General features: G+C 64.3%; 22 protein-coding genes. 15 read left to right on the top strand and 7 right to left on the bottom strand.

The window, feature by feature from the left end; translation table 11 throughout:
- Nucleotides 1-8: 8 nt before the first annotated feature.
- Nucleotides 9-1,106, top strand: a complete 1,098-nt coding sequence (gene bioB, locus E1748_RS24940) for a biotin synthase BioB (protein WP_240766782.1) — start codon at nt 9-11, stop codon at nt 1,104-1,106.
- Nucleotides 1,107-1,182: 76 nt separating this feature from the next.
- Here bioB and E1748_RS24935 read toward each other — a convergent pair whose 3' ends face one another.
- The gene (locus tag E1748_RS24935; protein WP_133649937.1) at nt 1,183-2,217 is read right to left on the bottom strand and encodes a sulfate ABC transporter substrate-binding protein; all 1,035 of its coding nucleotides are present in this window, start codon (nt 2,215-2,217) and stop codon (nt 1,183-1,185) included.
- 151 nt (nt 2,218-2,368) lie between these two features.
- A complete protein-coding gene (locus E1748_RS24930; protein WP_133649936.1) occupies nt 2,369-2,971 on the bottom strand; it encodes an RBBP9/YdeN family alpha/beta hydrolase in 603 nt (200 codons plus the stop codon).
- A gap of 304 nt (nt 2,972-3,275) precedes the next feature.
- Between E1748_RS24930 and E1748_RS24925 the strand changes: the two genes are divergently transcribed.
- The 7 genes from E1748_RS24925 to E1748_RS24895 all read left to right on the top strand — a co-directional run bounded on the left by E1748_RS24925 (nt 3,276) and on the right by E1748_RS24895 (nt 7,813).
- Nucleotides 3,276-4,229 (top strand): 2-hydroxyacid dehydrogenase, encoded by a 954-nt coding sequence (locus tag E1748_RS24925; RefSeq protein WP_133650515.1) that lies wholly within the window; start codon nt 3,276-3,278, stop codon nt 4,227-4,229.
- A gap of 62 nt (nt 4,230-4,291) precedes the next feature.
- Complete coding sequence (locus tag E1748_RS24920; RefSeq protein ID WP_133650514.1) at nt 4,292-5,218, top strand: hydroxymethylglutaryl-CoA lyase; 927 nt, start codon at nt 4,292-4,294, stop codon at nt 5,216-5,218.
- A gap of 34 nt (nt 5,219-5,252) precedes the next feature.
- Complete coding sequence (locus E1748_RS24915) at nt 5,253-5,783, top strand: YbaK/EbsC family protein (RefSeq protein ID WP_133649935.1); 531 nt, start codon at nt 5,253-5,255, stop codon at nt 5,781-5,783.
- A gap of 14 nt (nt 5,784-5,797) precedes the next feature.
- On the top strand, nt 5,798-6,025 hold the full coding sequence (locus E1748_RS24910) for a DUF1289 domain-containing protein (protein WP_133649934.1): 228 nt from the start codon (nt 5,798-5,800) through the stop codon (nt 6,023-6,025).
- Nucleotides 6,022-6,498 (top strand): MaoC family dehydratase, encoded by a 477-nt coding sequence (locus E1748_RS24905; RefSeq protein ID WP_133649933.1) that lies wholly within the window; start codon nt 6,022-6,024, stop codon nt 6,496-6,498. The genes E1748_RS24910 and E1748_RS24905 overlap by 4 nt, the downstream gene beginning before the upstream one ends.
- Nucleotides 6,495-7,415, top strand: a complete 921-nt coding sequence (locus E1748_RS24900; protein ID WP_133649932.1) for an MBL fold metallo-hydrolase — start codon at nt 6,495-6,497, stop codon at nt 7,413-7,415. The genes E1748_RS24905 and E1748_RS24900 overlap by 4 nt, the downstream gene beginning before the upstream one ends.
- Nucleotides 7,416-7,543: 128 nt before the next feature.
- Entirely contained in the window at nt 7,544-7,813 is a 270-nt protein-coding gene (locus tag E1748_RS24895) for a hypothetical protein (RefSeq protein ID WP_133649931.1), read from the top strand.
- 5 nt (nt 7,814-7,818) lie between these two features.
- On the opposite strand, the gene E1748_RS24890 is transcribed toward E1748_RS24895, so the two are convergent.
- Nucleotides 7,819-8,715 (bottom strand): DMT family transporter, encoded by an 897-nt coding sequence (locus E1748_RS24890; RefSeq protein WP_133649930.1) that lies wholly within the window; start codon nt 8,713-8,715, stop codon nt 7,819-7,821.
- A 125-nt stretch (nt 8,716-8,840) separates the two neighbouring features.
- Between E1748_RS24890 and E1748_RS24885 the strand changes: the two genes are divergently transcribed.
- Nucleotides 8,841-9,341 (top strand): Lrp/AsnC family transcriptional regulator, encoded by a 501-nt coding sequence (locus E1748_RS24885; protein ID WP_133649929.1) that lies wholly within the window; start codon nt 8,841-8,843, stop codon nt 9,339-9,341.
- 1 nt (nt 9,342) lies between these two features.
- Here E1748_RS24885 and E1748_RS24880 read toward each other — a convergent pair whose 3' ends face one another.
- Nucleotides 9,343-10,233, bottom strand: coding sequence for an alpha/beta fold hydrolase (locus tag E1748_RS24880; protein WP_133649928.1), 891 nt, complete (start codon nt 10,231-10,233; stop codon nt 9,343-9,345).
- Between the two features lie 272 nt (nt 10,234-10,505).
- Between E1748_RS24880 and E1748_RS24875 the strand changes: the two genes are divergently transcribed.
- On the top strand, nt 10,506-11,465 hold the full coding sequence (locus tag E1748_RS24875) for an NAD(P)H-dependent flavin oxidoreductase (protein ID WP_133649927.1): 960 nt from the start codon (nt 10,506-10,508) through the stop codon (nt 11,463-11,465).
- A 53-nt stretch (nt 11,466-11,518) separates the two neighbouring features.
- Here E1748_RS24875 and E1748_RS24870 read toward each other — a convergent pair whose 3' ends face one another.
- From E1748_RS24870 to E1748_RS24860, 3 genes are all read right to left on the bottom strand, one after another.
- Complete coding sequence (locus E1748_RS24870; protein ID WP_133649926.1) at nt 11,519-12,457, bottom strand: LysR family transcriptional regulator; 939 nt, start codon at nt 12,455-12,457, stop codon at nt 11,519-11,521.
- Nucleotides 12,458-12,618: 161 nt separating this feature from the next.
- Nucleotides 12,619-13,707 (bottom strand): porin, encoded by a 1,089-nt coding sequence (locus E1748_RS24865; RefSeq protein WP_133649925.1) that lies wholly within the window; start codon nt 13,705-13,707, stop codon nt 12,619-12,621.
- Between the two features lie 528 nt (nt 13,708-14,235).
- On the bottom strand, nt 14,236-14,745 hold the full coding sequence (locus tag E1748_RS24860; protein WP_240766781.1) for a hypothetical protein: 510 nt from the start codon (nt 14,743-14,745) through the stop codon (nt 14,236-14,238).
- Between the two features lie 547 nt (nt 14,746-15,292).
- Here E1748_RS24860 and E1748_RS24855 point away from each other — a divergent pair.
- From E1748_RS24855 to E1748_RS24835, 5 genes are all read left to right on the top strand, one after another.
- A complete protein-coding gene (locus E1748_RS24855; RefSeq protein WP_133649924.1) occupies nt 15,293-16,318 on the top strand; it encodes a bile acid:sodium symporter family protein in 1,026 nt (341 codons plus the stop codon).
- 275 nt (nt 16,319-16,593) lie between these two features.
- Nucleotides 16,594-18,441, top strand: a complete 1,848-nt coding sequence (locus E1748_RS24850) for an EAL domain-containing protein (protein ID WP_133649923.1) — start codon at nt 16,594-16,596, stop codon at nt 18,439-18,441.
- Between the two features lie 123 nt (nt 18,442-18,564).
- Nucleotides 18,565-20,154 carry a methyl-accepting chemotaxis protein gene (locus E1748_RS24845; protein ID WP_133649922.1) on the top strand — a complete coding sequence of 530 codons (1,590 nt, stop codon included), beginning with the start codon at nt 18,565-18,567 and terminating at the stop codon, nt 20,152-20,154.
- Between the two features lie 157 nt (nt 20,155-20,311).
- Nucleotides 20,312-21,298, top strand: coding sequence for a LacI family DNA-binding transcriptional regulator (locus E1748_RS24840; RefSeq protein WP_133649921.1), 987 nt, complete (start codon nt 20,312-20,314; stop codon nt 21,296-21,298).
- The gene (locus E1748_RS24835) at nt 21,295-22,593 is read left to right on the top strand and encodes an AGE family epimerase/isomerase (RefSeq protein ID WP_133649920.1); all 1,299 of its coding nucleotides are present in this window, start codon (nt 21,295-21,297) and stop codon (nt 22,591-22,593) included. Before E1748_RS24840 ends, E1748_RS24835 begins: the two co-directional genes overlap by 4 nt.
- The last annotated feature ends 4 nt before the right edge of the window (nt 22,594-22,597 follow it).

Here is a 22,597-nt window from a genome sequence, read left to right as displayed (position 1 = left end):
TCGACGACATGACTTCTCTTCAAGCCGGCACGAATGCCGTGGTTTCTGCTACTTCTGCAACGCATCCAGAAAACGTCCAGTCCATCGCACGTTGGCGCGTCGCCGACATCGTCGCGCTGTACGAACTGCCGATGAACGATCTGCTGTTCCGCGCGCAGCAAACGCATCGCGAGCACTTCGACGCAAACACCGTGCAACTGTCGACGCTGCTGTCGATCAAGACCGGCGGCTGCGAAGAAGACTGCGCGTACTGCCCGCAGTCGTCGCACTACGACACAGGTCTGAAGGCCGACAAGCTGATGGAAGTCGACGCCGTGCTCGCCGCCGCGAAGGTCGCGAAGGACAACGGTGCGACGCGCTTCTGCATGGGCGCCGCGTGGCGTAATCCGAAGGACCGCCATCTCGAACCGATCAAGGACATGATCCGCGGCGTGAAGGCGATGGGCCTCGAAACCTGCGTGACGCTCGGCATGCTCGAACCGCATCAGGCGCAGGGGCTGCGCGATGCCGGGCTCGACTACTACAACCACAACCTCGACACGTCGCCGGAATTCTACGGACAGATCATCTCGACGCGCACGTACCAGGACCGTCTCGACACGCTCGAACGCGTGCGTGATGCGGGCATCAACGTGTGCTGCGGCGGGATCGTTGGGCTTGGCGAATCGCGTCGCGAACGCGCGGGGCTGATCGCGCAGCTCGCGAACATGGACCCGTACCCGGATTCGGTGCCGATCAACAACCTGGTGCAGGTGGAAGGCACGCCGCTGACCGGTACCGAAGCGCTCGATCCGTTCGAATTCGTGCGCACGATCGCGATCGCGCGGATCACGATGCCGCGCGCGATGGTGCGGCTATCAGCTGGTCGTGAGCAGATGGACGAAGCGCTGCAGGCGATGTGCTTCTTCGCCGGTGCGAACTCGATTTTCTATGGCGACCAGTTGCTCACGACGGGTAATCCGCAGGCGGAAGCGGATCGGCAGTTGCTTGCGCGGCTCGGGATTCGTGCGGAGAACTCGCAGCACTCGGCGCAACATGCGCATGGTGGGCATGAGCATCACGATGCGAAGGGTTGCGGTCACGGATGCGACGGGCACGTGAACTGAACGAACCGCACCGTGATGAAAAAAGCCGCCCGTGGGCGGCTTTTTTTGTGAGCTTGCGATGCCAGCCTTCGCTACCTCACTTCCTGTCGACCACAATCTGATCGAACGTCCCGCCGTCCGAGAAGTGCGTCTGCTGCGCTTTCTGCCAGCTGCCGAACATCTGCTCGACGGTGAAGGTTTTCAGCGGCTTGAACTCGTTCGCATGCCGCGCGAGCACGCCGGCGTCGCGTGGCCGCAGATGATGTTGCGCGATGATCTCCTGCGCGGCCGGCGTGTACAGGTAGTCAAGATACGCCTGCGCGACCTTACGCGTGCCGCGCTTGTCTACGACCTTGTCGACGATCGACACCGGCGGCTCCGCAAGCAGGCTCACCGACGGATACACCGCCTCGAAGCTGCCCGCACCCACACCGCCCACGCCACCGTCGATCAACGCGACTTCGTTCTCGAACGTCACGAGCACGTCGCCGATCCCGCGCTGCGTGAACGTCGTCGTCGCGCCCCGGCCGCCGGTGTCGAGCACCGGCACGTTGCGGAAGATCGCTTTCTCGAAGTCGACGGCCTGCGCATCGGTGCCGCCGTGCTGCTTGCGATAGCCCCACGCCGCGAGATACGCGTAGCGTCCGTTGCCCGACGTCTTCGGATTCGCGATCACGACCTGCACGCCCGGCTTCGCCAGATCGTCCCAGTCCTTGATGTGCTTCGGATTGCCCTTGCGCACGAGGAACACCATCGTCGTCGTGTACGGCGCGCTGGCGTCCGGCAGACGCGTGCGCCAGTTCGCGGGCACCAGTTGACCGCGCTCGGCGAGCAGATCGATGTCGTTCGGCTGGTTCATCGTGACAACGTCGGCCTGCAGGCCCTGCAGCACCGACAGCGCCTGCGCGCTCGATGCGCCGTGCGACTGACGGATCGACACGGTCTCGCCGGTCTTCTGTTTGTAATCAGCGATGAACGCCGCGTCGATGTCCTTGTACAGCTCGCGCGTCACGTCGTACGACACGTTCAGCAGCGACGTGTCCGCGTGCGCGACGACGCTGCCGCCGAGCGTCAACGCCGATACCAGCACCTGTGCCGCGAGCCGGCGCAAAGTCCCCGAATTGCCTGTCATGCTGTCTCCACTCTTCGATGTCGATGGTCGACTGTGCCGCAGAGACGCGGCGCGAAGCCGGATTCTAGCGGATCGACCGCGCGGCGCCGAAAGGCAACGTCGCGCCTGGGGTGAACGGAGATTCAGTCAGAACAACGACACGCCGACGCGTTCAAACGAACGCGTGCGCGGGCTGCTCGATCGATTCGTCGCGAAAGCGCAGCGGTGCCGCGCAATGCACGAGCGTATCGACGAAGTACTTGGCGCGCGGCCATGGACCGTAGCCCGCCGCAGTGTTGATGTGGCCCGCATCGCCGAGATTCACGAACGCGCTGCCGAAGCGCTGCGCGAGTTCGCGTGCGCCGGCGAGCGGCATCCACGGATCGGTCTCGCTGCCGATCAGGATCGACGGCACGCCGATACGTCGCGCGTCGAATACGCCGGCAAACGCGAATTTCGCGGGACTCGCGGGCGCGACGAACAGCACGCCGGCCACGTCGGCGACATACGACGTCTGCTGCAACGCATGCGCAACCGCGAGGCAGCCGAAGCTATGCGCAACCAGCACGAACGGCCCGCGTTCGCGCGCGAGCAGATCGCGCACGGACTGCGCCCATACCGCGAGATCCGGTGCATCCCAGTCGGTCTGTTCGACGCGCAGCGAGCGCGCGAACTGCCGCTCGATCCACGTCTGCCAGTGCGCGCCCTCGCTGCCGTGCAGGCCCGGCACCGTCACGACGCGCGGCGGCCATGTCGATTTGCTGCATGAGAACATGATTCTCCTCGCTGACGGAATCCGCAGGGTCGATGAATCATTGTGGACTGCCAGGGCGCGCAGCCGAACCAATTTTTCGTGCTTTGTTTATGGCCCGGTTCGGCCTGACCGCGCGGGGCAAGCGGCAAAAAAAGTAGAATGAGGGCTGCCCGTCGAGGAGATGAGAGGAGCCCATGTCGTTCGTGTCGTCCACGTCGTCTGTACTGTTCGCACCGTTGGTCAGGTTGCGCGCGTCGCGGCCGTTCCATGCCGTGCCTGCCGCCGTAAGCCCCGGGCGCGAGATCGCAGCATGACAACGCAGCCCATGAAAATCCTCTTCTATGCGCCGCAGAACGCAGCCGTGTGGCTGCACGATCTCGCCCAGGCGTTGCCCGGCGCGGAATTGCGCGAGTGGCAACCGGGCGACGATGCCCCCGCCGATTTCGCGGTCGTCTGGCGGCCGCCGCGCGAACTGCTCGCGGCGCGTGCGGGTTTGCGCGCGGTGTTCAATCTCGGCGCAGGCGTCGATGCGATTCTCGCGCTGGAGCGCGAACAGCCCGGCACGCTGCCGCGCGATGCGCTGCTGGTGCGTCTCGAAGACTCCGGCATGTCGCAGCAGATGTCCGAGTACGCGATGCACGCCGTGCTGCGCTATCTGCGTCGTTTCGACGAATACGCGGAACTGCAACGCGAACGTCGCTGGGAACCGCTCGAACCGCATCCGCGCAGCACGTTCACCGTAGGCGTGCTTGGGCTCGGCATGCTGGGCACACAGGTCGCGCGTGCGATCGCATCGCTTGGCGTGCCGGTGCGTGGCTTTAGCCGCACGCTGAAACAGATCGAAGGCGTGAAGACTTACGCAGGCGCCGTGCAGCCAGGCGATGCGCAGTTCGACGCGTTTCTCGCCGACGCGAAAGTGCTCGTGAACCTGCTGCCGCATACGCCGGACACGCACGACGTGCTGAACGCGCGCGTGTTCGCGAAGCTCGCGCACGGCGCTTATCTCGTCAACGTCGCGCGCGGCGCGCATCTCGTTGAAGCAGACTTGCTCGATGCGCTCGCGAGCGGCCAGATCGCCGCCGCGACGCTCGACGTGTTCCGCGAAGAACCGCTGCGCGACGATCATCCGTTCTGGGCGCATCCGCGCGTCGCGATCACGCCGCACACGTCGGCGCTCACGCTGCGCGAAGAAAGCGTCGCGCAGATCGCGGACAAGATCGCCGCGATGTCGCGCGGCGAATCGATCGGCGGTGTGGTCGAGGTTGCGCGCGGGTACTAAAGAAAGAATTCGTCATACCGGAGAGCCGTTAAACGCGGCGAGGAGACAACATCATGACTAACGTGACCCTACCCAGCGCAGTAAAGATCGTCGAAGTCGGACCGCGCGACGGTCTGCAGAACGAGAAGGAATTCGTGTCGACGGCGGTGAAGATCGAATTGATCGACCGGTTGTCGGCAGCGGGTTTTCGGAACGTCGAAGCCGCGTCGTTCGTGTCGCCGAAATGGGTGCCGCAGATGGCCGACGGCGCCGACGTGATGGCCGGCATCGCGCGTCGCCCCGGCACGATCTATTCGGTGCTGACGCCGAACCTGCGCGGCCTCGACGGCGCACTCGCCGCCCATGCCGACGAGATCGTGATCTTCGGCGCCGCGAGTGAGGCGTTCTCGCAGAAGAACATCAATTGCAGCATCGCGGAGAGCATCGAGCGCTTCGTGCCGGTCGCGAAAGCCGCGAAAGAGCAGGGCCTGCGCGTGCGCGGCAGCGTGTCGTGCTCGCTCGGCTGTCCGTATCAGGGCGACGTGCCGGTCGCGTCCGTCGTCGACGTCGTGCAGCGCTTCGCCGCACTCGGTTGCGACGAGATCGATATCGCCGATACGATCGGTGTCGGCACGCCGAAGCGCACACGCGAAGTCTTCGACGCGGTGACGAAGGTGTTCCCGCGCGAACGGCTGTCGGGGCATTTCCACGACACGTACGGTCAGGCACTCGCGAACATCTACGCGGCGCTGCAGGAAGGCATCGAGATTTTTCATGCGTCGGTGGCAGGGCTCGGCGGCTGTCCGTATGCGAAGGGCGCGACCGGCAACGTCGCGACCGAAGACGTGCTGTATCTGATGAACGGGCTTGGCATCGACACCGGCGTCGATCTCGCGCAGGTGGTCGCGATCGGCGATTTCATCTCGACGTCGATCGGCCGGCCGAACGTGTCGCGTGCCGGCAAGGCGCTGCTTGCGAAGGCGCGTAGCGAACAGCAGACGTGTGCTTGATCGGCGATGACGAATAACGTTTAACGAGTACTCCATGGCAGACGACACCACGCTTCCCTCTTCCGTTCCCACCGCTTTCGATGCGCTGCCCGACTCCGCACGCCGTATCGCGTCTCTGCTGCGCGAGCGCGGTCATTCCGGCGATGTCGTGATGCTCGCCGAGACCGGCAAGACGTCGGCGGAAGCCGCAGCAGGACTCGGCTGCACTGTCGCGCAGATCGCGAAGTCGATCCTGTTCCGCAGAAAGCACGACGGCGCACCGGTGCTTATCGTCGCGAGCGGTGCGAATCGCGTCGACGAACACAAGGTCGCCGCGCATGTCGGTGAAGTCGGACGCGCCGATGCGAAGTTCGTGCGCGAGATGACCGGCTATGCGATCGGCGGTGTGTGCCCGATCGGTCATGCGACGCCGCCGGTCACGCTGATCGACGCCGATCTGCTCGCGCTCGATAGTCTGTGGGCTGCGGCCGGGCATCCGCATGCGGTGTTCAACCTGTCGCCGCAGCAACTGGTCGAGCTGACCGGCGCGCCGGTCGTCGACGTCGCGTTGCGCGAAACCGCGTGACCGGTACGGCGCGTATGACCGATACACCACGTTCCGATCCGCGCGACGTCACGCCAGTGCCGTCGCCGTGCATCGACGTGTGCCGGATGAATCCGTCGACCGGCTGGTGCGACGGCTGCCTGCGCACGATCGACGAAATCGCGAACTGGTCTTCGTTCGACGACGCGCACAAACGCACCGTGTGGGACGCGATCGAACTTCGGCACGCGCAGGAAATCGCTCGACTTCGGGAGCGCACATGAACGCGCCGCCGCGTGTCGTTACGATCGGCGAGACGTTCAGTGCGACGCTTGTGCTGTCGGCGGAATCAATCAAGTCGTTCGCGACCGAGGTCAACGATCTGAATCCGCTACATCACGACGACGCGTACGCTGGGCAGAGTCGCTTCGGCGGGTTGATCGCATCGGGAACGCAGCCGACCGCGCATTTCATGGCAATGCTCGCAACACACTTCTCGCAATACGCGCAGCCGCTCGGCCTCGAATTCGACATGAAGCTGAAGAAAGCCGCACACGCGAACGACACGCTGACGATGACGTGGCGTGTCACCGATGCATGGTGGAAACCGAGCCTGAACGGCGATCTCGTGCAGCTTGGCGGAGAAGTGCGGAATCAGCGCGGCGAGCTGGCGGTTCTTGGACGGGCCACGATTCTTGTGATGCCGCGCGCGTGCACAGCGGGTGCCTCATCTGAATCTGAAACGGACACGCCATGATCGGACTACCCGCATCGATACGCGTGTTCGAGCGCGGCTGGCTGTCGTCGAACAACGTGCTGCTCATCGACGATGCGTCGACGGCACTCATCGATACCGGCTACGCGACACACGCGCCGCAGACGCTCGCACTCGTGCGCGCGGCGCTCGGCACGCGGACGCTCGACCGCATCGTCAACACGCATCTGCATTCGGATCATTGCGGCGGCAATGCGCTGCTGCAATCGGTGTGGTCGTGTGCAACCGATATCCCCGAGTCCGATGCCGACGCCGTGCGTGCGTGGGACGAGACACGTCTCACGTATCGCGCGACCGGCCAGACCTGCGAGCGCTTCGCGTTCACCGGTACGCTCGCGCCCGGCATGCGGCTCACGCTCGGCGCGCTCGACTGGTCGGTGCTCGGTGCGCCGGGTCACGATCCGCATTCGCTGATGCTCTACTGCGAAAGCGCGCGCGTGCTGATCAGCGCGGACGCGTTGTGGGAAAACGGCTTCGGCGTGATCTTTCCGGAACTCGAAGGCGAGAGCGGGTTTGCTGAACAGCAAGCCGTGCTCGAACTGATATCAACGCTCGATGTGGGCGTCGTCATACCCGGTCACGGCGCGCCGTTCAGCGACGTCGATGCGGCACTCGAGCGCGCGTTCTCGCGCATCGCATGGCTGCGTGCGGATCCGACGCGCAATGCGAAGAATGCGTTGAAGGTGTTGATCGTGTTCAAGCTGCTCGACGTTCGCGCGATGACCGTCGACGCGCTCGTCGCGCTGCTAGACGATGCGGCCGCGATGCGTGCTGCGGCGGCAATGCTCAGGCCGCGCGATGAGTGGGCTGCGTTGTTGCGTGAGCTGGTCGGAGAACTGGCGCGGGGTGACGGGCCATTGGCGGTGGAAGGTGAAGTTGTACGTGCGCGCAACGCCTAGCGTGGCGACGTCAGACCGAGCGACCGCATGAGATGGTGGGGAAAGCGCCGTTGACGGTGGAAGGTCACGTCGTGCGTGCGGTTGACGCGTAGCGTGCAACGTCAAGCGTGGCCAGGCCCGACGTAGCAATGTCCGGCACAGCGACTCAGCGTGCCGACGCCCGACACGACGACAAAGGTACGCAAAAAAAACCACACCACAAAAAAAGAAAGCCGCTCGCCAACAATGGCGAACGGCGTAATTTTTTCGACGTGATCAGCGTCGATTCGGATGATACTCGCGCGCACCTTTCGGACGCATCGGTGATTTCCCTACAGAACCTTGACGACGGGAGCGAAACACGCGTCCGCGCGTGCGTCGCGCGCCACATTCGACGCTTCCCGGTTCGGAATCCGTAACAACGTCACGACGCAAAGCGCCGCTGCGGCACGATACGCCAGCCCAGATTCACGCCCGCAGCCGCGAGCAGAATCAGCACCGCGCCGAGCAGTTGAATCCACGCGAGCTTCTGTCCGAACGCAACCCGATCGACGACGATCGCGACCACCGGATAGATGAACGACAGCGCACCGGTCATCGCGGTCGGCAGCTTCTGGATCGCGCCGTACAGCAGCACGTACATCACGCCCGTGTTGACGACGCCGAGCGTCACGAGTTCGAACCAGTGCGCGGCGGTCGTCGGCAGGTTGTCGAAGTGCACGAACGGTGCGAGCGCGAGGATGCCGAGCGACGCCTGGATCAACGCGAGCAGATGCGGCGGCGTCCCCTTCAGATGCTTCGTGATGATCGACGACACCGCGTACAGGAACGCCGCGCCGACCGCGTACGCGACGCCCTCCAGATACTGACCCGGCACCGCGAGCACCGCCGGTTCCACCTTGACGACGAACACGAGCCCAATGAACGCGACGACGAGCCACGCGATCGTCGATGCCGTCACGCGTTCGCGAAACACCACTGCGCCGAGCGCGACCAGCATGAACGGCTGCGTGTTGTAAACGGCAGTTGCCATCGAGATCGACGCGCGCGAATACGCGGCGAACAGCAGCGCCCAGTTCGCGATGATCGCCCCGCTCGCGAGCGCCGCAAGCCCGGCCATGCGCCACGAAAACAGCCTGCGCCGGAACAGCCCGAGCGCGCCGCACACGAGCGCCATCGTTGCAGCACCGAACAGGCAGCGGAAGAACACCACATTGGACACGGGCTGCTGAGACGAGACGACGAGCCAGCCGATCGTCCCCGACATCAGCATCGCGACGCTCATCTCGACGGCGCCACGGCGGATTTCACTGGTAGCCATGTTTCGATCCTTGTGCGGGTGAATTCGCAGGTGAATTCATGGAAACAGTTTACGTACTGCAACCGTCGATTGACATGGCTAAACTATGGAGCATCGACAGATTGACTTTATAAAAGAAGGCCGAAATGAACAAACGCCTTGCTTCGCGCGTCGACTCACGCAGCGCTCCGGTTAGCGCGCCACCCACCGCACTCGACCAAACCGATCGCGCGCTGCTCGCCGCGCTCGCAGAGGACGCACGTCAGCCGGTCAGCGAGCTGGCGAAACGCGTCGGCCTGTCGGCGCCGAGCACCGCCGAGCGTGTGCGCCGGCTCGACGCACAAGGCGTGATCGAACGCTTTACGGTGCAGCTCGACCCGCGCGCGCTCGGCTACACGCTGCAGGCGATCGTGCGCGTGAAGCCGCTGCCGGGCCAGTTGCATCTGGTGGAGGAGGTGTTGCGGCGCATTCCGGAATTCGTCGAATGCGACAAGGTGACGGGCGACGACTGCTTCATCTGCCGGCTGTATCTGCGCACGATCGATCAGCTCGACGAGATTCTCTCGAAGGTGACCGAGCGCGCGGAGACCAGCACGGCGATCGTCAAGTCGACGCCCGTACCGCGCCGGTTGCCGCCGCTCGGTTGAATTACTGCGGCACGGTCTCGAAGAACGCGAGCATCTCGGCGACGAGCGCGTCCGGTGCTTCTTCGGGAATGTAGTGGCCGCACGGCAGCGCGCGGCCACTCACGTCGCGTGCGACACGCCGCCATTCGTCGATCGGCACAAAGCATCGTTCGATCACACCGTGCTCGCCCCACAGCACACGCAGCGGACACGCGATCTTGTTGCCCCGCTCGAGATCGGCACGATCGTCTTCTAGATCGATCGTCGCGGACGCGCGGTAGTCCTCGCACATCGCGTGCACCGCACCCGGCGCGCGCAACGCGTCGCGATACGCGGCGAGCGCCGCCGGATCGAACGGCGCAAGCCCCGCGTGACGACTGCCCATCACGCGATCGACGTACACGTCGGTGTTCGCGCCGATCAGCACTTCGGGCAGCGGCTCGGGCTGGATCAGCAGGAACCAGTGGAAGTACAGCGTCGCGAACGTGCGGTCGGTGGCTTCGTACATCGCGAGCGTCGGCGCGATGTCGAGCAGCATCAGACGCTCGACGGCATCCGGATAATCGAGCGCCATCCGGTGCGCGACGCGCGCGCCGCGATCGTGTGCGCAGACGAGAAAACGCTCGAAGCCGAAGTGGCGCATCACCGCGACCTGATCGGCGGCCATCGCGCGCTTCGAATAGGCCGCGTGGGTCTCGTCGCTGGGCGGTTTCGACGATGCGCCGTAGCCGCGCAGATCGGTGGCGATCACCGTGAAGTGCTGTGCCAGCTGCGCCGCGCAGCGCGCCCAGATCAGATGGGTTTGCGGATGACCGTGCAGCAGCAGCAAGGGCGGCCCGTCGCCGCCTTTCACGCCGTGAATCTCGACGTCGCCCACGGCGACGCTAAAGGGCACGAAATCCTCGAAGGACATATCCGGTCTCTTGTCTGTTGTCGGTCAACGCATTGTAGGAGCGCTGCGTGACGCGGCAACGTTGTCTACCCGTCAGACCGTAGAACCTGAACACTCCCTCCAACGCAAAGTCGCACGCGCGCACCTGTAGTTCATCCATGTTCGCCTATAATCGAACGATCGTTCTTAAATAACGCTGTGGCAAAGGCACCGGCCACGCCTCCTTTGCCGCACCGCTACACTCACCTTGCGCGCCGCCGCCGATGCGGCCATGCCTTCAGGAGACTCGCGTCATGGCTCTGCCCGCCGTACTGCAAAACCTCGCGTTGCCCGTCGTCGCCTCGCCGATGTTCATCGTCAGCTACCCCGAACTCGTGCTCGCGCAGTGCAAGGCCGGCATCGTCGGTTCGTTTCCGGCGCTGAACGCGCGGCCGGCGGAACTGCTCGACGAATGGCTCACGCAGATCCAGGCATCGCTTGCTGAGCACAAGGCGGCGCATCCGGATGCGGTGATCGGGCCGATCGCAGTGAACCAGATCGTGCATCAGTCGAACGAGCGGCTCGAACACGACGTGCGCGTCTGCGTCGAGCACAAGGTGCCGATCTTCATCACGAGCCTGCGCGCGCCGGCCCGGGAAATCGTCGATGCGGTGCACAGCTACGGCGGCATCGTGCTGCACGACGTGATCAACATCCGCCACGCGCAGAAGGCGCTCGAAGCGGGCGTCGATGGGTTGATCCTTGTCGCGGCCGGCGCGGGCGGACACGCAGGGACGACGTCGCCGTTCGCGCTGGTCGGTGAAGTGCGGAGGATCTTCGACGGTCCGATCGTGCTGTCGGGTGCGATCGCGAACGGTGGCTCGATCCTCGCCGCGCAGGCGATGGGCGCCGACCTCGCGTACATGGGTACGCGTTTCATCGCGACGAAGGAAGCGCATGCGGTGGACAGCTACAAGCACGCAATCGTCGGCTCGAGTGCGTCGGACATCATCTACACGAACCTCTTCACCGGCGTGCACGGCAACTACATTCGCGAAAGCATCGTCAATGCGGGGCTCGATCCGGAAGCGCTGCCCGAGTCGGACAAGACGAAGATGAATTTCGGCAACGACAAGGCGAAGGCGTGGAAGGACATCTGGGGCGCAGGCCAGGGCGTCGGTTTGATGGATGATGTGCCGGCCGTTGCGGAGCTGGTCGCGCGGTTGAAGCAGGAATATGACGATGCGCGGACGCGGCTGGGGATTGGGCGTTGAAGTTGGGACGGGGTGTTGTTGAATCACGCATCGCCCCGCACCACGGCAATCCCTTAACGAGCCCCCATCGCACGAATTTGCTCCGCCGACGGCCACAGCGTCTCGCTACCGAACCGCTCCGCGAGAAAATCGACGAACGAGCGCACCTTCGCCGACAGATGCCGCCTGCTCGCATATACGACGTGGATCGGCAGCTCGCGAGGCGGCAGTTCGTCGACGAGCACCGGCACGAGCCGCCCCTCCGCCAGATCCTCGCCGATCACCTCGGTGCCGAGCAGCGAGATGCCCGCGCCCTGCAGCACGACAACCCGCTGCGCTTCGAGGTGATTCACGATCATGTTGCCCGACACCTTCACGCGCGCACCGTTCGCGCCGATCCAGGCAGCCAGTTCGTGCGTCGGCATCCCCGCGTATTGAACGAAGTTGTGCCGCTCGAGATCGGCGACAGTAGCCGGCGTGCCGTGCTTACGCAGATACTCCGGCGACGCGCACAGCACGATGTGCGCGGTCGCGATCTGCCGCGCGATCAATGACGACGACTTGAGCCCCGACGGCGACGCGCGAATCCCGACGTCGAAACCTTCGTCGATCAGCTCGACCACGCGATCCGACAACGTGATCTCGACGGTTACCTTCGGGTACTGCGCCGCGTAGTCGGCGACGGCACTCATCACGTGACGCAAACCGAACGCGGACAGCGACGACACGCGCAGCCGCCCCTGCGGCACGACGCTCGCGGCACCGACAATCTGCCCCGCCTCATCGAGTTCGGTGAGCGCCTGACTCAGACGCTCGTAGTATTCACGGCCGGCCTCGGTCGGCGCGACGCGTCGCGTGGTGCGATTCAGCAGCCGCGCGCCGAGCTGCTGCTCGAGATGCATCACATGCTTGCTCGCCATCGCGGCGGACATGTCCATCCGCTCGGCCGCGCCGACAAAGCTCCCCACTTCGACCACGTGGCGGAACACTTTCATGCTGACGAGGGTGTCCATCGAAATCGCTCGCGAAAAGAATCAATCGATCGGGTTTTCGCGACTTTATCAAAGAGCGATAGACAGGGTAGCGCCACCGCACGGTCACAAGCGAAAGCGCCCTGCCTTCGACTGTCGAAGGCAGGGCGCTTTTTGACTACGGTCAGGTCCGCAGCGTGGACTCAGAACTTCGCGCGAATGCCGACGCCGAACGTGTCGCCGGTCGACTGGCTGCTGATGTGGTCGTACATATACGCCGCGTAGACATCGGTGCGCTTCGACAGCGGGTAGTCGTAGCCGATCGAAGCCGTCTGGCGGGTCTGGTCGAGACCGCCGCTGTCGCGCGAGTACGCGTACGACGCCATCACCGTGCCGGTTCCGAGCGGCACGCTGACGCCGCCCTGCGCGGTGTTCACGTGCCAGCTGCTCATCTGCTGATCGTTGAACGTGTACATGTACTGGCCGTAGAACTTGACGAACTTCATGTCGTACGACGCGCCGAATTGCGCGACGCTCTGGCTCTTCAGCCCCGGCACACCCGACGTGCTGAAGCTGCCGAGGTCGAGCGGCACGTTGTTGAAGTTCACGTATTGATAGACGGCCGTCGCCGCGAACGGGCCGTGGAAGTACAGCACCTGGCCGCTCCACTTCTTCGCGCTGTTCTGGCCGGCCGTGTTGCCGAGCCCGTACATCACGCTGCCGCTCAGGCCGTTGAAGTTCGGCGACGAATACTGCACCGCGTTGTTCCAGCCGGAGTCGCCGGTCACGCCCTGATCGGTCGTGTAGGTCGGGAACGTGCCGAGCCCGAGGTACACGTGCGCGACCATCGGCGAGAACACGTACGAGTCGATGAACGGGTTGAACAGGATCGTCGATACGAACAGATGCGTCGTCAGGCGACCTGCCGTGACCGTACCGTACGGCGATTCGATCCCGACGTACGCGTTGCGCGAGAAGAACGAGTCGCCCGAGAAGCGCCCGTACTGCCCGTTCTGCGCGAGGAAGAAGTCTTCCAGCGTGAAGATCGCCTTGTAGCCGTTGCCCAGATCCTCGGTGCCCTTCAAGCCCCAGTACGACGTCGACATGCCGCCGCCGGACACCTGCGCCGATGCCTTGTTGCCCGGAAATTTCTGCGAGCCGACCCATTCGTCGACCTGGCCGTACAGCTGCACGCTCGACTGCGCGAATGCGCTCGACGCGCCCGCCAGCACACCGGCCACGACGATTGTTTTCAGGGTTGTTCTCAGCACATCGCTCACCGCTGTATTCATGGGTTGGTTCTCCTGTCTTTGTCAAAGGTAAGGCTGTGCGGCGGGCTCGCTCGAACCGTTGTTTTTGAATCCGTTCGATCGTCGAGCCGGTCAGGGGCGGCCAATTGTGTCTGTTGGGGCAACGTTGGCCAATCGGGGCAGAACCATCTTTGCGGACCATTTTTATGAACAAAAATATGTTCACTTATTGCCGGTATAGCGTTGCGATTAGTTTTGGCCGATATCGGCTTGATATTGCTGCGCTCGGGATCGGTTAAAGCACGCCGCGACGACGCGGGTCACAGGCCCGCGAGGCTTACTGCGGTTAGGGTTCGAGCAAACGACAGGGGGTCTATCGAGCTGCGGAGGACGTGCGATCGCCCTCGCGCAGACGTTCGATGACGGCCGTGTGCGAGGAGCAGTTCGATTTCAGAAAAGTGTGGCGCGCATACGTCACTTGCTGGCGACGTATAGCGGCATTGAGGTGTGCGAAAGCTAAGGAGGGGCAACGAACCGTGCCGCTCACGCGGCTACGGAGATCGGCTGCGATCAGTTGCGGTACGTCGATCCGCCGGGGCGCGGCATGTCTTCAGGCGGCCGCGGCACCGGCCGACCGAAACCGCGCTCTTCGTTGTAGCGCGCGACGTCTTCGCGGATCGAACCGGAACGGATCATCGACGGATTGGTGGGCGGACGAGGCGCCGGTCGCCCTTCGGCGCTGACCGGCGTGATGCCGCCCGCGTACTGCTGGCCGACACGCTGCATCATCCGCGGACCGCCACGGTAGCCCTGCATACCGATGGGCAATGCATTGCGGCCCGGCGCGACGTTTATCGCATTCATCGCACGATCACCGTGTGCGTGACCACCGCCGAAACCGAACCCGCGCTGATTGCCTCTCGCCCCGAAAGGGCTGCCCGCGAAGTGACCGCCACCGCCGCCATGAAAGCCGCCGTGCTGCATCTCCGGCCTTGCGTGGCTTGCCTGGACGAACGAAGCCAGCACGATGAAAATCGCGCCTGTGATCCACTGCTTCGCTTTCGACGACACTCCGTCCACGGTAGTTTGCCTGCCCGATAATCCGCCCAGGCCCATTGCCCGGGCTGCGACGAACACCTGCTTCGATTGGCGTTCACGATGTGCGATTCGCGACATCGATATAGCCCTGAGCAGTAATTTATGGGTGCCTCCAAAACGTGTCGAGCCAAAAAGTGTTATGCCCGCCGAAGGGTTGTAACACCGTGTTACTGCGCGCTTTTTGCGAATATCCAACGCGATCGGAAGTGAGAAAAAATCAGCTTTTCGATAATGTCCGATCAATAAGAAAACTTTGAAGAGAAGCGCTTCCAGTCAAAGTTACGCGACGCGTAAAGGCGTAATCGAACCTCTAGAAATGTGCAGTCGAATACCGCGCCGCGGAAGTTCATCAGATGACGCCGCAGCCGAATACGATGCTCATGCCTGCAACGCATCAATCAATGCCTCAAATGAATTTGCATTTTCAATCGCTTTGCCTGGACAATAGCTGCATCTGAGGAGCGCGCAACCCAGACGAACCGCACCGCACGCTCCCGCACCACCCGTATCGCGTTTCGAGATTCCGAAGATGGCCCGTCCCAAACTGCTACCCGACAACTTCACGCTGTCCCTGATCGGCACCGTGATCTTTGCGAGCTTCGTGCCCGTACACGGCCAGGCTGCCGTCGCATTCAACGGCGTAACGGACGTCGCAATCGGGTTGCTGTTCTTCCTGCACGGCGCGAAGCTCTCACGCGAAGCGATCGTGGCGGGCGCGACGCACTGGCGGCTGCATGTCGTCGTGCTGCTCAGCACGTTCGCGCTGTTTCCGCTGCTCGGTCTCGCGCTGAAACCGATCCTTTCGCCGCTCGTGACGCCGGCGCTCTACGCGGGGGTCCTCTTCCTCTGCACCTTGCCATCGACGGTCCAGTCGTCCATCGCGTTCACGTCGATCGCCAAGGGCAACGTGCCCGCTGCGGTGTGCAGCGCATCCGCGTCGAGCCTGCTCGGCATCTTCATCACGCCCGCGCTCGTCGGCATCGTCGTGACGAACCAGTCCGCGGGCGGCGCTTCGCCATGGCACACGGTGTGGAGCATCGTGCTGCAACTGCTGGTGCCGTTCGTCGCCGGGCAACTGCTGCGGCCGCTGATCGGCGGATGGATCGAGCGCAATCGCGGCGTGCTGAAATTCGTCGATCAGGGGTCGATCCTGCTCGTGGTCTACGCGGCGTTCAGCGAAGCCGTCAACGAAGGCCTGTGGCATCACATTCCGCTGAGCGCGCTGGCCGGACTCGTCGTGGTCAACGTCGTGCTGCTCGCGCTGGCACTCGCACTCACGATGTTCGTCGGCAAGCGGCTCGGCTTCAATCGCGCGGACCAGATCACGATCGTGTTCTGCGGCTCGAAGAAAAGTCTCGCGGCCGGCGTGCCGATGGCGAAGGTGATCTTCGCGTCGCATGCGGTGGGCGCGGTCGTGCTGCCGCTGATGCTGTTCCATCAGATCCAGTTGATGGTCTGCGCCGCGCTCGCGCAACGCTGGGGCGCACGCGACCTCAGCGGCGAAAAGCGCGCCGCCGCGCAGAAACGCGGGACGGCTGCGGTGGCCCGGCGCTGATTCCACGCCGGGAGTAAAACGGAGATTCATGTGCGCGCTCCTCGCCGTGCATGACAAAAGAAAAGCCGCCCCGTGCGGCTTTTCCTTTATCCCTGCGTCATCTGCATCACGTGCGTTATTTCGCCAGCAAAACGATGCGGCGTCGCGTCGGCCGGATGGCATAGGACGCTCCCCGTTGCACGCACCACCGCGGTGCCACGCGTCACTAAAGATTCACTTAATTCGCTGCAATCGCCGCCGATAAGCTGGACGTCACCCGCTTTTGGCTGCTTGCCATGTCTCTGCGCCTGCCGTCCCGTTCAGTCGCGTCGAATGTCGAAGACCTGATCGCCCGTCGTGCGTTGTCCGCCGTCTTCCAACCCATTGTCGATTTCAACGACGGCCGCATTCTCGGCTATGAAGGGCTGATTCGCGGACCGCTCGGCAGCGCGCTCGAAACGCCCGATGCGCTGTTCACGCAGGCGGCAGCAGAAGGCTGCTCGATCGCGCTCGAACACGCGGCCGCGCGCACCTGCGTCGAGGCGTTCGCGCGTCTCGACTGCGAAGGCAAGCTGTTCCTGAACTTCAGTGCGGGCGCGATCCGTCCGCTCGCCGATGCGCACTCGGACACGCTCGCGCTGCTGCGCGACTGCGGCGTCGATCCCGGCCGGATCGTGATCGAACTCACCGAGCAGAGCGCGCTCCCCGATCCCGGCAACTTCCTGCCGGTGATCGCGACGCTGCGCACGATCGGCGCGCAATTCGCACTCGACGACTACGGCACCGCAAATGCGAGCATGAATCTGTGGGTGCGTCTGCAGCCCGACGTCGTGAAGATCGACCGCTTCTTCATTCACGACATCGCAAGCGATCCGCTGAAGTTCGAAGCGGTCAAGGCGATGCAGCATTTCGCGAACGCGAGCGGCGCGCGGCTGGTCGCTGAAGGCATCGAGAACGAAGCGGATCTGACCGTCGTGCGCGACATGGGCATCGGCTGCGGGCAAGGCTTTTTCTTCGGCCTGCCGCATGCGCAGCCGGCGCGCTTCGTCACCGACGACGCGAAGCAGGCGATCCGCGCAGGCCACATCGCTGTGTTTCCCGGCGCGACGCGTCACTCGGGCAACTCGCCGTCGGGCGGCATGGCGTCGGAGAAGATGCTCGTGTCCGCGCCCGCGTTGCCGCGCAAGGCGACCAACAACGACGTGCTCAATCTGTTCAACCGGCTGCCCGAACTGCATGCGGTCGCGGTCGTCGAACACGAGGTGCCGGTCGCGCTGATCAACCGTCGCAGTTTCATGGACCGCTACGCGCTGCCGTATCACCGCGAGCTGTTCGGCAAGCGGCCGTGTCTGCAGTTCGCGAATGCATCGCCGGTGGTGATCGAGAAATCGATGACTGTCGAGCAGATGGCGAAGCTGCTCGCGAGCGACGATCAACGCTATCTCGCCGACGGCTTCGTGATCACCGAGCGCGGCAAGTACGCGGGCCTCGGCACCGGCGAGAGCCTCGTGCGCGCCGTCACCGAAGTGCGCATCGAAGCGGCGCGCTACGCGAACCCGTTGACGTTCCTGCCCGGCAACATTCCGATCAGCTCGCACATCGCGCGGCTGATCGGCAACGACGCGGGCTTTCACGCGTGCTACGTCGACCTGAATCACTTCAAGCCGTTCAACGACCAGTACGGCTACTGGCAGGGCGACGAAGTGCTGAAGTTCGCGGCGGTCGTGCTCGCGGACATCTGCGACCCGACGCGCGATTTTCTCGGCCACGTCGGCGGCGACGATTTCCTGATCCTGTTTCAGAGCGACGACTGGCAGCGCCGCGTGCAGCAGGCGATCCGCACGTTCAACGAAGGCGCGCAGCGTTTCTATGCGCCTGCCGATCGCGTCGCCGGCGGCATTCATGGCGAAGACCGGCGTGGCAATCCGACCTTCTTCCGTTTCGTCACGATGGCGATCGGCTGCGTGCACGTGCCGGCGAATGCCGCCGCGATGCGCTACGGCAGCGAGGAAATCGCATCGGTTGCCGCGTTTGCGAAGCGACGCGCGAAGCAGAACGAGTCCGGCTTCGAACTGATCACCGACACCGAAAGCGCGGCGCTCTTGCGCAGTCGCAACGACGTCGTGCATGCGGGCGCCGAATGATCGTCGAGTCACACGCCATGCATTCCGTCACACCTCACCCAGGCTCTCCGAGCCGCTGAACCTCACTCCGATTCGGGCGACGCGCTCTATCCCGCGTCGCCGCTCCGCGTTCCAACCCTGCGTATGAACATGAACCGTCTTACCGTCAAAAACCGGCTGCATCTGCTGATGGCCGTCGTCGTTCTCGTCCTCGTTGCGGCCGGCGGCATCGGCCTGTATGGCGTATCGCGCACCGACGGCGCGTTGCGGCAAGTCTTCGAAGGCCGCGCGAAAGCGCTGCAGCGCATCTCGTCGATCGACGATCTCGCCGCGCAGACTCACTACGCGATCAGCGACGCGGTGCTCGATCCGTCCGCGACCAAAACGACGGCGGTGATCGAGGCCGCGCAGCGCAACATCGCGAACATCGAGCAGTGGCTTGGCGATTACCGCGCGTATCCGCTCGACCCGCAGGAACGCACGCTCGCGAACCACCTCGCCGACGACTGGACGACGCTGCGCGACAAAGGCATCCGCCCGACCGTCGAGTTCCTCAAGGCGAACAATCTGTCCGAAGCGCAGTGGGTCGTGACGCAGGCGCTCGAACCGGCCGCGCAGCGCGTGAAGCACGAGACGTCGCAGCTTCGACAGTTGCAGGTCGAATCGGCGCAGCGCGAATACGATCGCGCGCAGACCGTCGCGCAGACAGTGCAGGCGCTCGTCGCCGCGTGCATCGTGCTCGGCGCGATTATCGTCGGTGTGCTGTGCTGGACGATGGCGCGCACGCTGCATCGGCAACTGGGCGGCGAGCCCGCGTACGCGGCCGCGATCGCCAACGCAATCGCGCACGGCGATCTCGCAGTCGACGTGCACGTCGAACCCGGCGCCACGCACAGCGTGCTGCACGCGATGAGCGCGATGCGCGACCGGCTCGCATCGATGATCGGCACGATCCAGCAGGCCGCGCACGCGATCTCCGATGCGACCGGCGAAATCGCGAATGGCAATCACGCACTGTCGCATCGCACCGACGAGCACGCGGCCGGCATCCAGCAGACGGCCAGCAGCATGGAACAACTCGCCGCGACCGTGCGCGCGAACGCGGGACACGCGCGCGAAGCAAACGCGCTCGCGCTGCACGCATCGGCGAAAGCGGAAGACGGCAATCACGCAGCCGTCGAAGCGATGACGCGGATGGAATCGCTCAGCGAACGCTCGCAGAAAATCCGCACGATCACGTCGGTGATCGAAGGCATCGCGTTCCAGACCAATCTGCTCGCGCTGAACGCAGCCGTCGAAGCGGCGCGCGCCGGACAGTTCGGGCGCGGCTTCGCGGTGGTCGCGCAGGAAGTGCGCGCGCTCGCGCATCGCAGCTCGCAGGCTGCGAAGGAAATCTCGTCGCTGATCGCCGACGTCACGTCCGAAGTGGAGACCGGCACCGAGACCGTGCGTCGCGCGGGCAGCACGATCGTCGACATGCTGTCGTCGGTGCAGAGCGTCGCGGTGCTGATCGACGAAATCTCGCGCGCATCGGACGAGCAGAGCACCGGCATAGAGCAGATCAACCTCGCCGTGTCGCAGATGGACCGGACGACGCAACACAACGCGGCGATGGTGCAGAAAGCGGCATCGGCGGCCGGCGCGCTCGCGGACGAAGCGTCGGCGCTGCGCGAGGCGGCGGCGATTTTTCGGGTCGACGGCACCGCCGCAGCCCCCATCGCCGCGCGAGTTTAGCGACTTTTACTAAACAATCAATAAAGCCCGTGAAGGCCTGAATACGGGTATCTACTGGGGTAGATAAGCATCATCGAGGGGTTTGCGAGATAAGTTTTACTATACAATCCACCGGACCTGAAACCTGTCCGGAGCGTTCGCGCGCCCGTCCCGACCGATGGCCACTACCATCCGCGATGTTGCCCGTGAGGCGAGCGTGTCGATCGGCACCGTCTCACGTGCATTGAAGAACCAGCCGGGTCTGTCGGATGCGACGCGTCGTCGTGTCGTCGAGACTGCGCGGCGCCTCGGCTACGATGCCGCGCAGCTGCGTCCGCGCATTCGCCGGCTCACGTTCCTGCTGCATCGTCAGCACAACAACTTCACGACCACGCCGTTTTTCTCGCACGTGCTGCACGGCGTCGAGGACGCGTGCCGCGAACGCGGGATCGTGCCGTCGCTGCTCACCGCCGGTCCGACCGAAGACGTGATCCAGCAAATGCGCGTCCACGCGCCGGATGCGATCGCGATCGCCGGGTTCGTCGAGCCGGAGACGCTCGCCACACTCGTCGCGATGCAACGGCCCATCGTGCTGATCGACCTGTGGTCGCCGGGCCTGCGCTCGGTGAATCTCGACAACGCGACCGGCGCCGCGCTCGCGATGCAGCATCTGTTTGCGCAGAAGCGCACGCGCATCGCGTTCATCGGCGGCTCGCTCGCGCACTTCAGCATCGCGGAGCGCGCGCTCGGTTATCGTCGGGCGTTCTTCGAGGCAGGGCTGCTGTTCGATCCGTCGCTCGAAGTGACGATCGACGCAGGGCTCGATCCCGACACCGGCGGTGCGCGCGCGATGCAACGCCTGCTCGACGCACCCGGCCCGAAACCCGACGCGCTCTTCGCGTACAACGATGCCGCCGCGCTCGCTGCGCTGCGTGTCTGTCTCGCGCGCGGATTGCGCGTTCCGGAAGACATCGCGATCGTCGGCTTCGACGATATTCCTGCCGCCGCGCACGCGACGCCGCCGCTGTCGACGATCGCCGTCGACAAGGAAGCGCTCGGCCGTCGCGGCGTCGAACTGCTGCTAGCGGACACGCCGACCGAACTCGAGATCCGCGTGCCCGTCCATCTGATTACCCGTGCCAGCACTTCGGTGAACAAGCCATGACGCAAACCGACACGACTCGTCCAACCTCATCCGCCGATACACCCGTCAGCGTCCCGCACGTCGCGAACTTCCGCGAGCGCGCCTTCCTGGTGTCGCACATCGAAGACACGCTGCGCTTCTACGCGCCGAACGTGCTCGATCCGAGCGGCGGCTTCTTCCATTTCTTCCGCGACGACGGTTCGATCTACGACCGCACCACGCGTCACCTCGTCAGCAGCTGCCGCTACGTGTTCAACTACGCGATGGCGTACCGTCAGTTCGGCGATCCGAAGCATCTGGAATACGCGCGCCACGGTGTGCGCTTCATGCGCGAGGTGCACTGGGATCCGCAGCACGAAGGCTACGACTGGGAACTCGAGTGGCGCGACGGCACGAAGCGTACGCTCGACGCGACGCGTCATTGCTACGGCCTCGCGTTCGTGCTGCTCGCGTACGCGCATGCGGCGATGGCCGGCATCGAAGAAGCGAAGCCGATGATCGCCGCGACCTTCGAACTGATGGAACACCGCTTCTGGGACGCCGCCGCCGGCCTCTACGCCGACGAGGCCTCCGCTGACTGGCGTGTGAGTTCGTATCGCGGCCAGAACGCGAACATGCACACCACCGAGGCGCTGCTCGCCGCGTACGAGGCGACTGGTCATCTCGTCTACCTCGACCGCGCGGAACGTGTCGCGTCGAACATCACGCTGCGCCAGGCAAAGCTGTCGCAGGGACTCGTGTGGGAACACTTTCACGCGGACTGGTCGGTCGACTGGCACTACAACGAGGAAGACAGCTCGAACATCTTCCGGCCGTGGGGTTTTCAGCCGGGTCATCAGACCGAATGGGCGAAGCTGCTGCTGATTCTCGAACGGCACCGGCCGCTGCCGTGGCTGCTGCCGCGCGCGATCGAACTCTTCGACGCCGCGATGTCGCGTGCGTGGGACAACGATCACGGCGGGCTGTACTACGGCTTCGGGCCGGACGGCACGGTCTGCGATCACGACAAGTATTTCTGGGTGCAGGCCGAAACCTTCGCGACCGCCGCGCTGCTCGGCAAACGCACCGGCAACGAACGCTTCTGGGACTGGTACGACGAACTGTGGCGCTATAGCTGGACTTATTTCGTCGATCATCAGTACGGCGCGTGGTATCGCATCCTCACGTGCGACAACCGCAAGTACAGCGACGAAAAGAGCCCGGCCGGCAAGACCGATTACCACACGATGGGCGCCTGCTACGAAGTGCTGGCGCATGCGCTCGCCGCGGACGAACCTGTCGCTGCTGCGGCTGCCCTCTCCGCTTCCGCACGATGAGCAC

It is taken from the genome of Paraburkholderia flava (assembly GCF_004359985.1).
Classification (GTDB): domain Bacteria; phylum Pseudomonadota; class Gammaproteobacteria; order Burkholderiales; family Burkholderiaceae; genus Paraburkholderia; species Paraburkholderia flava.
The sequence above is the reverse complement of the archived record's forward strand: the minus strand, read 5'-3'. Positions and strand labels throughout refer to the sequence as shown.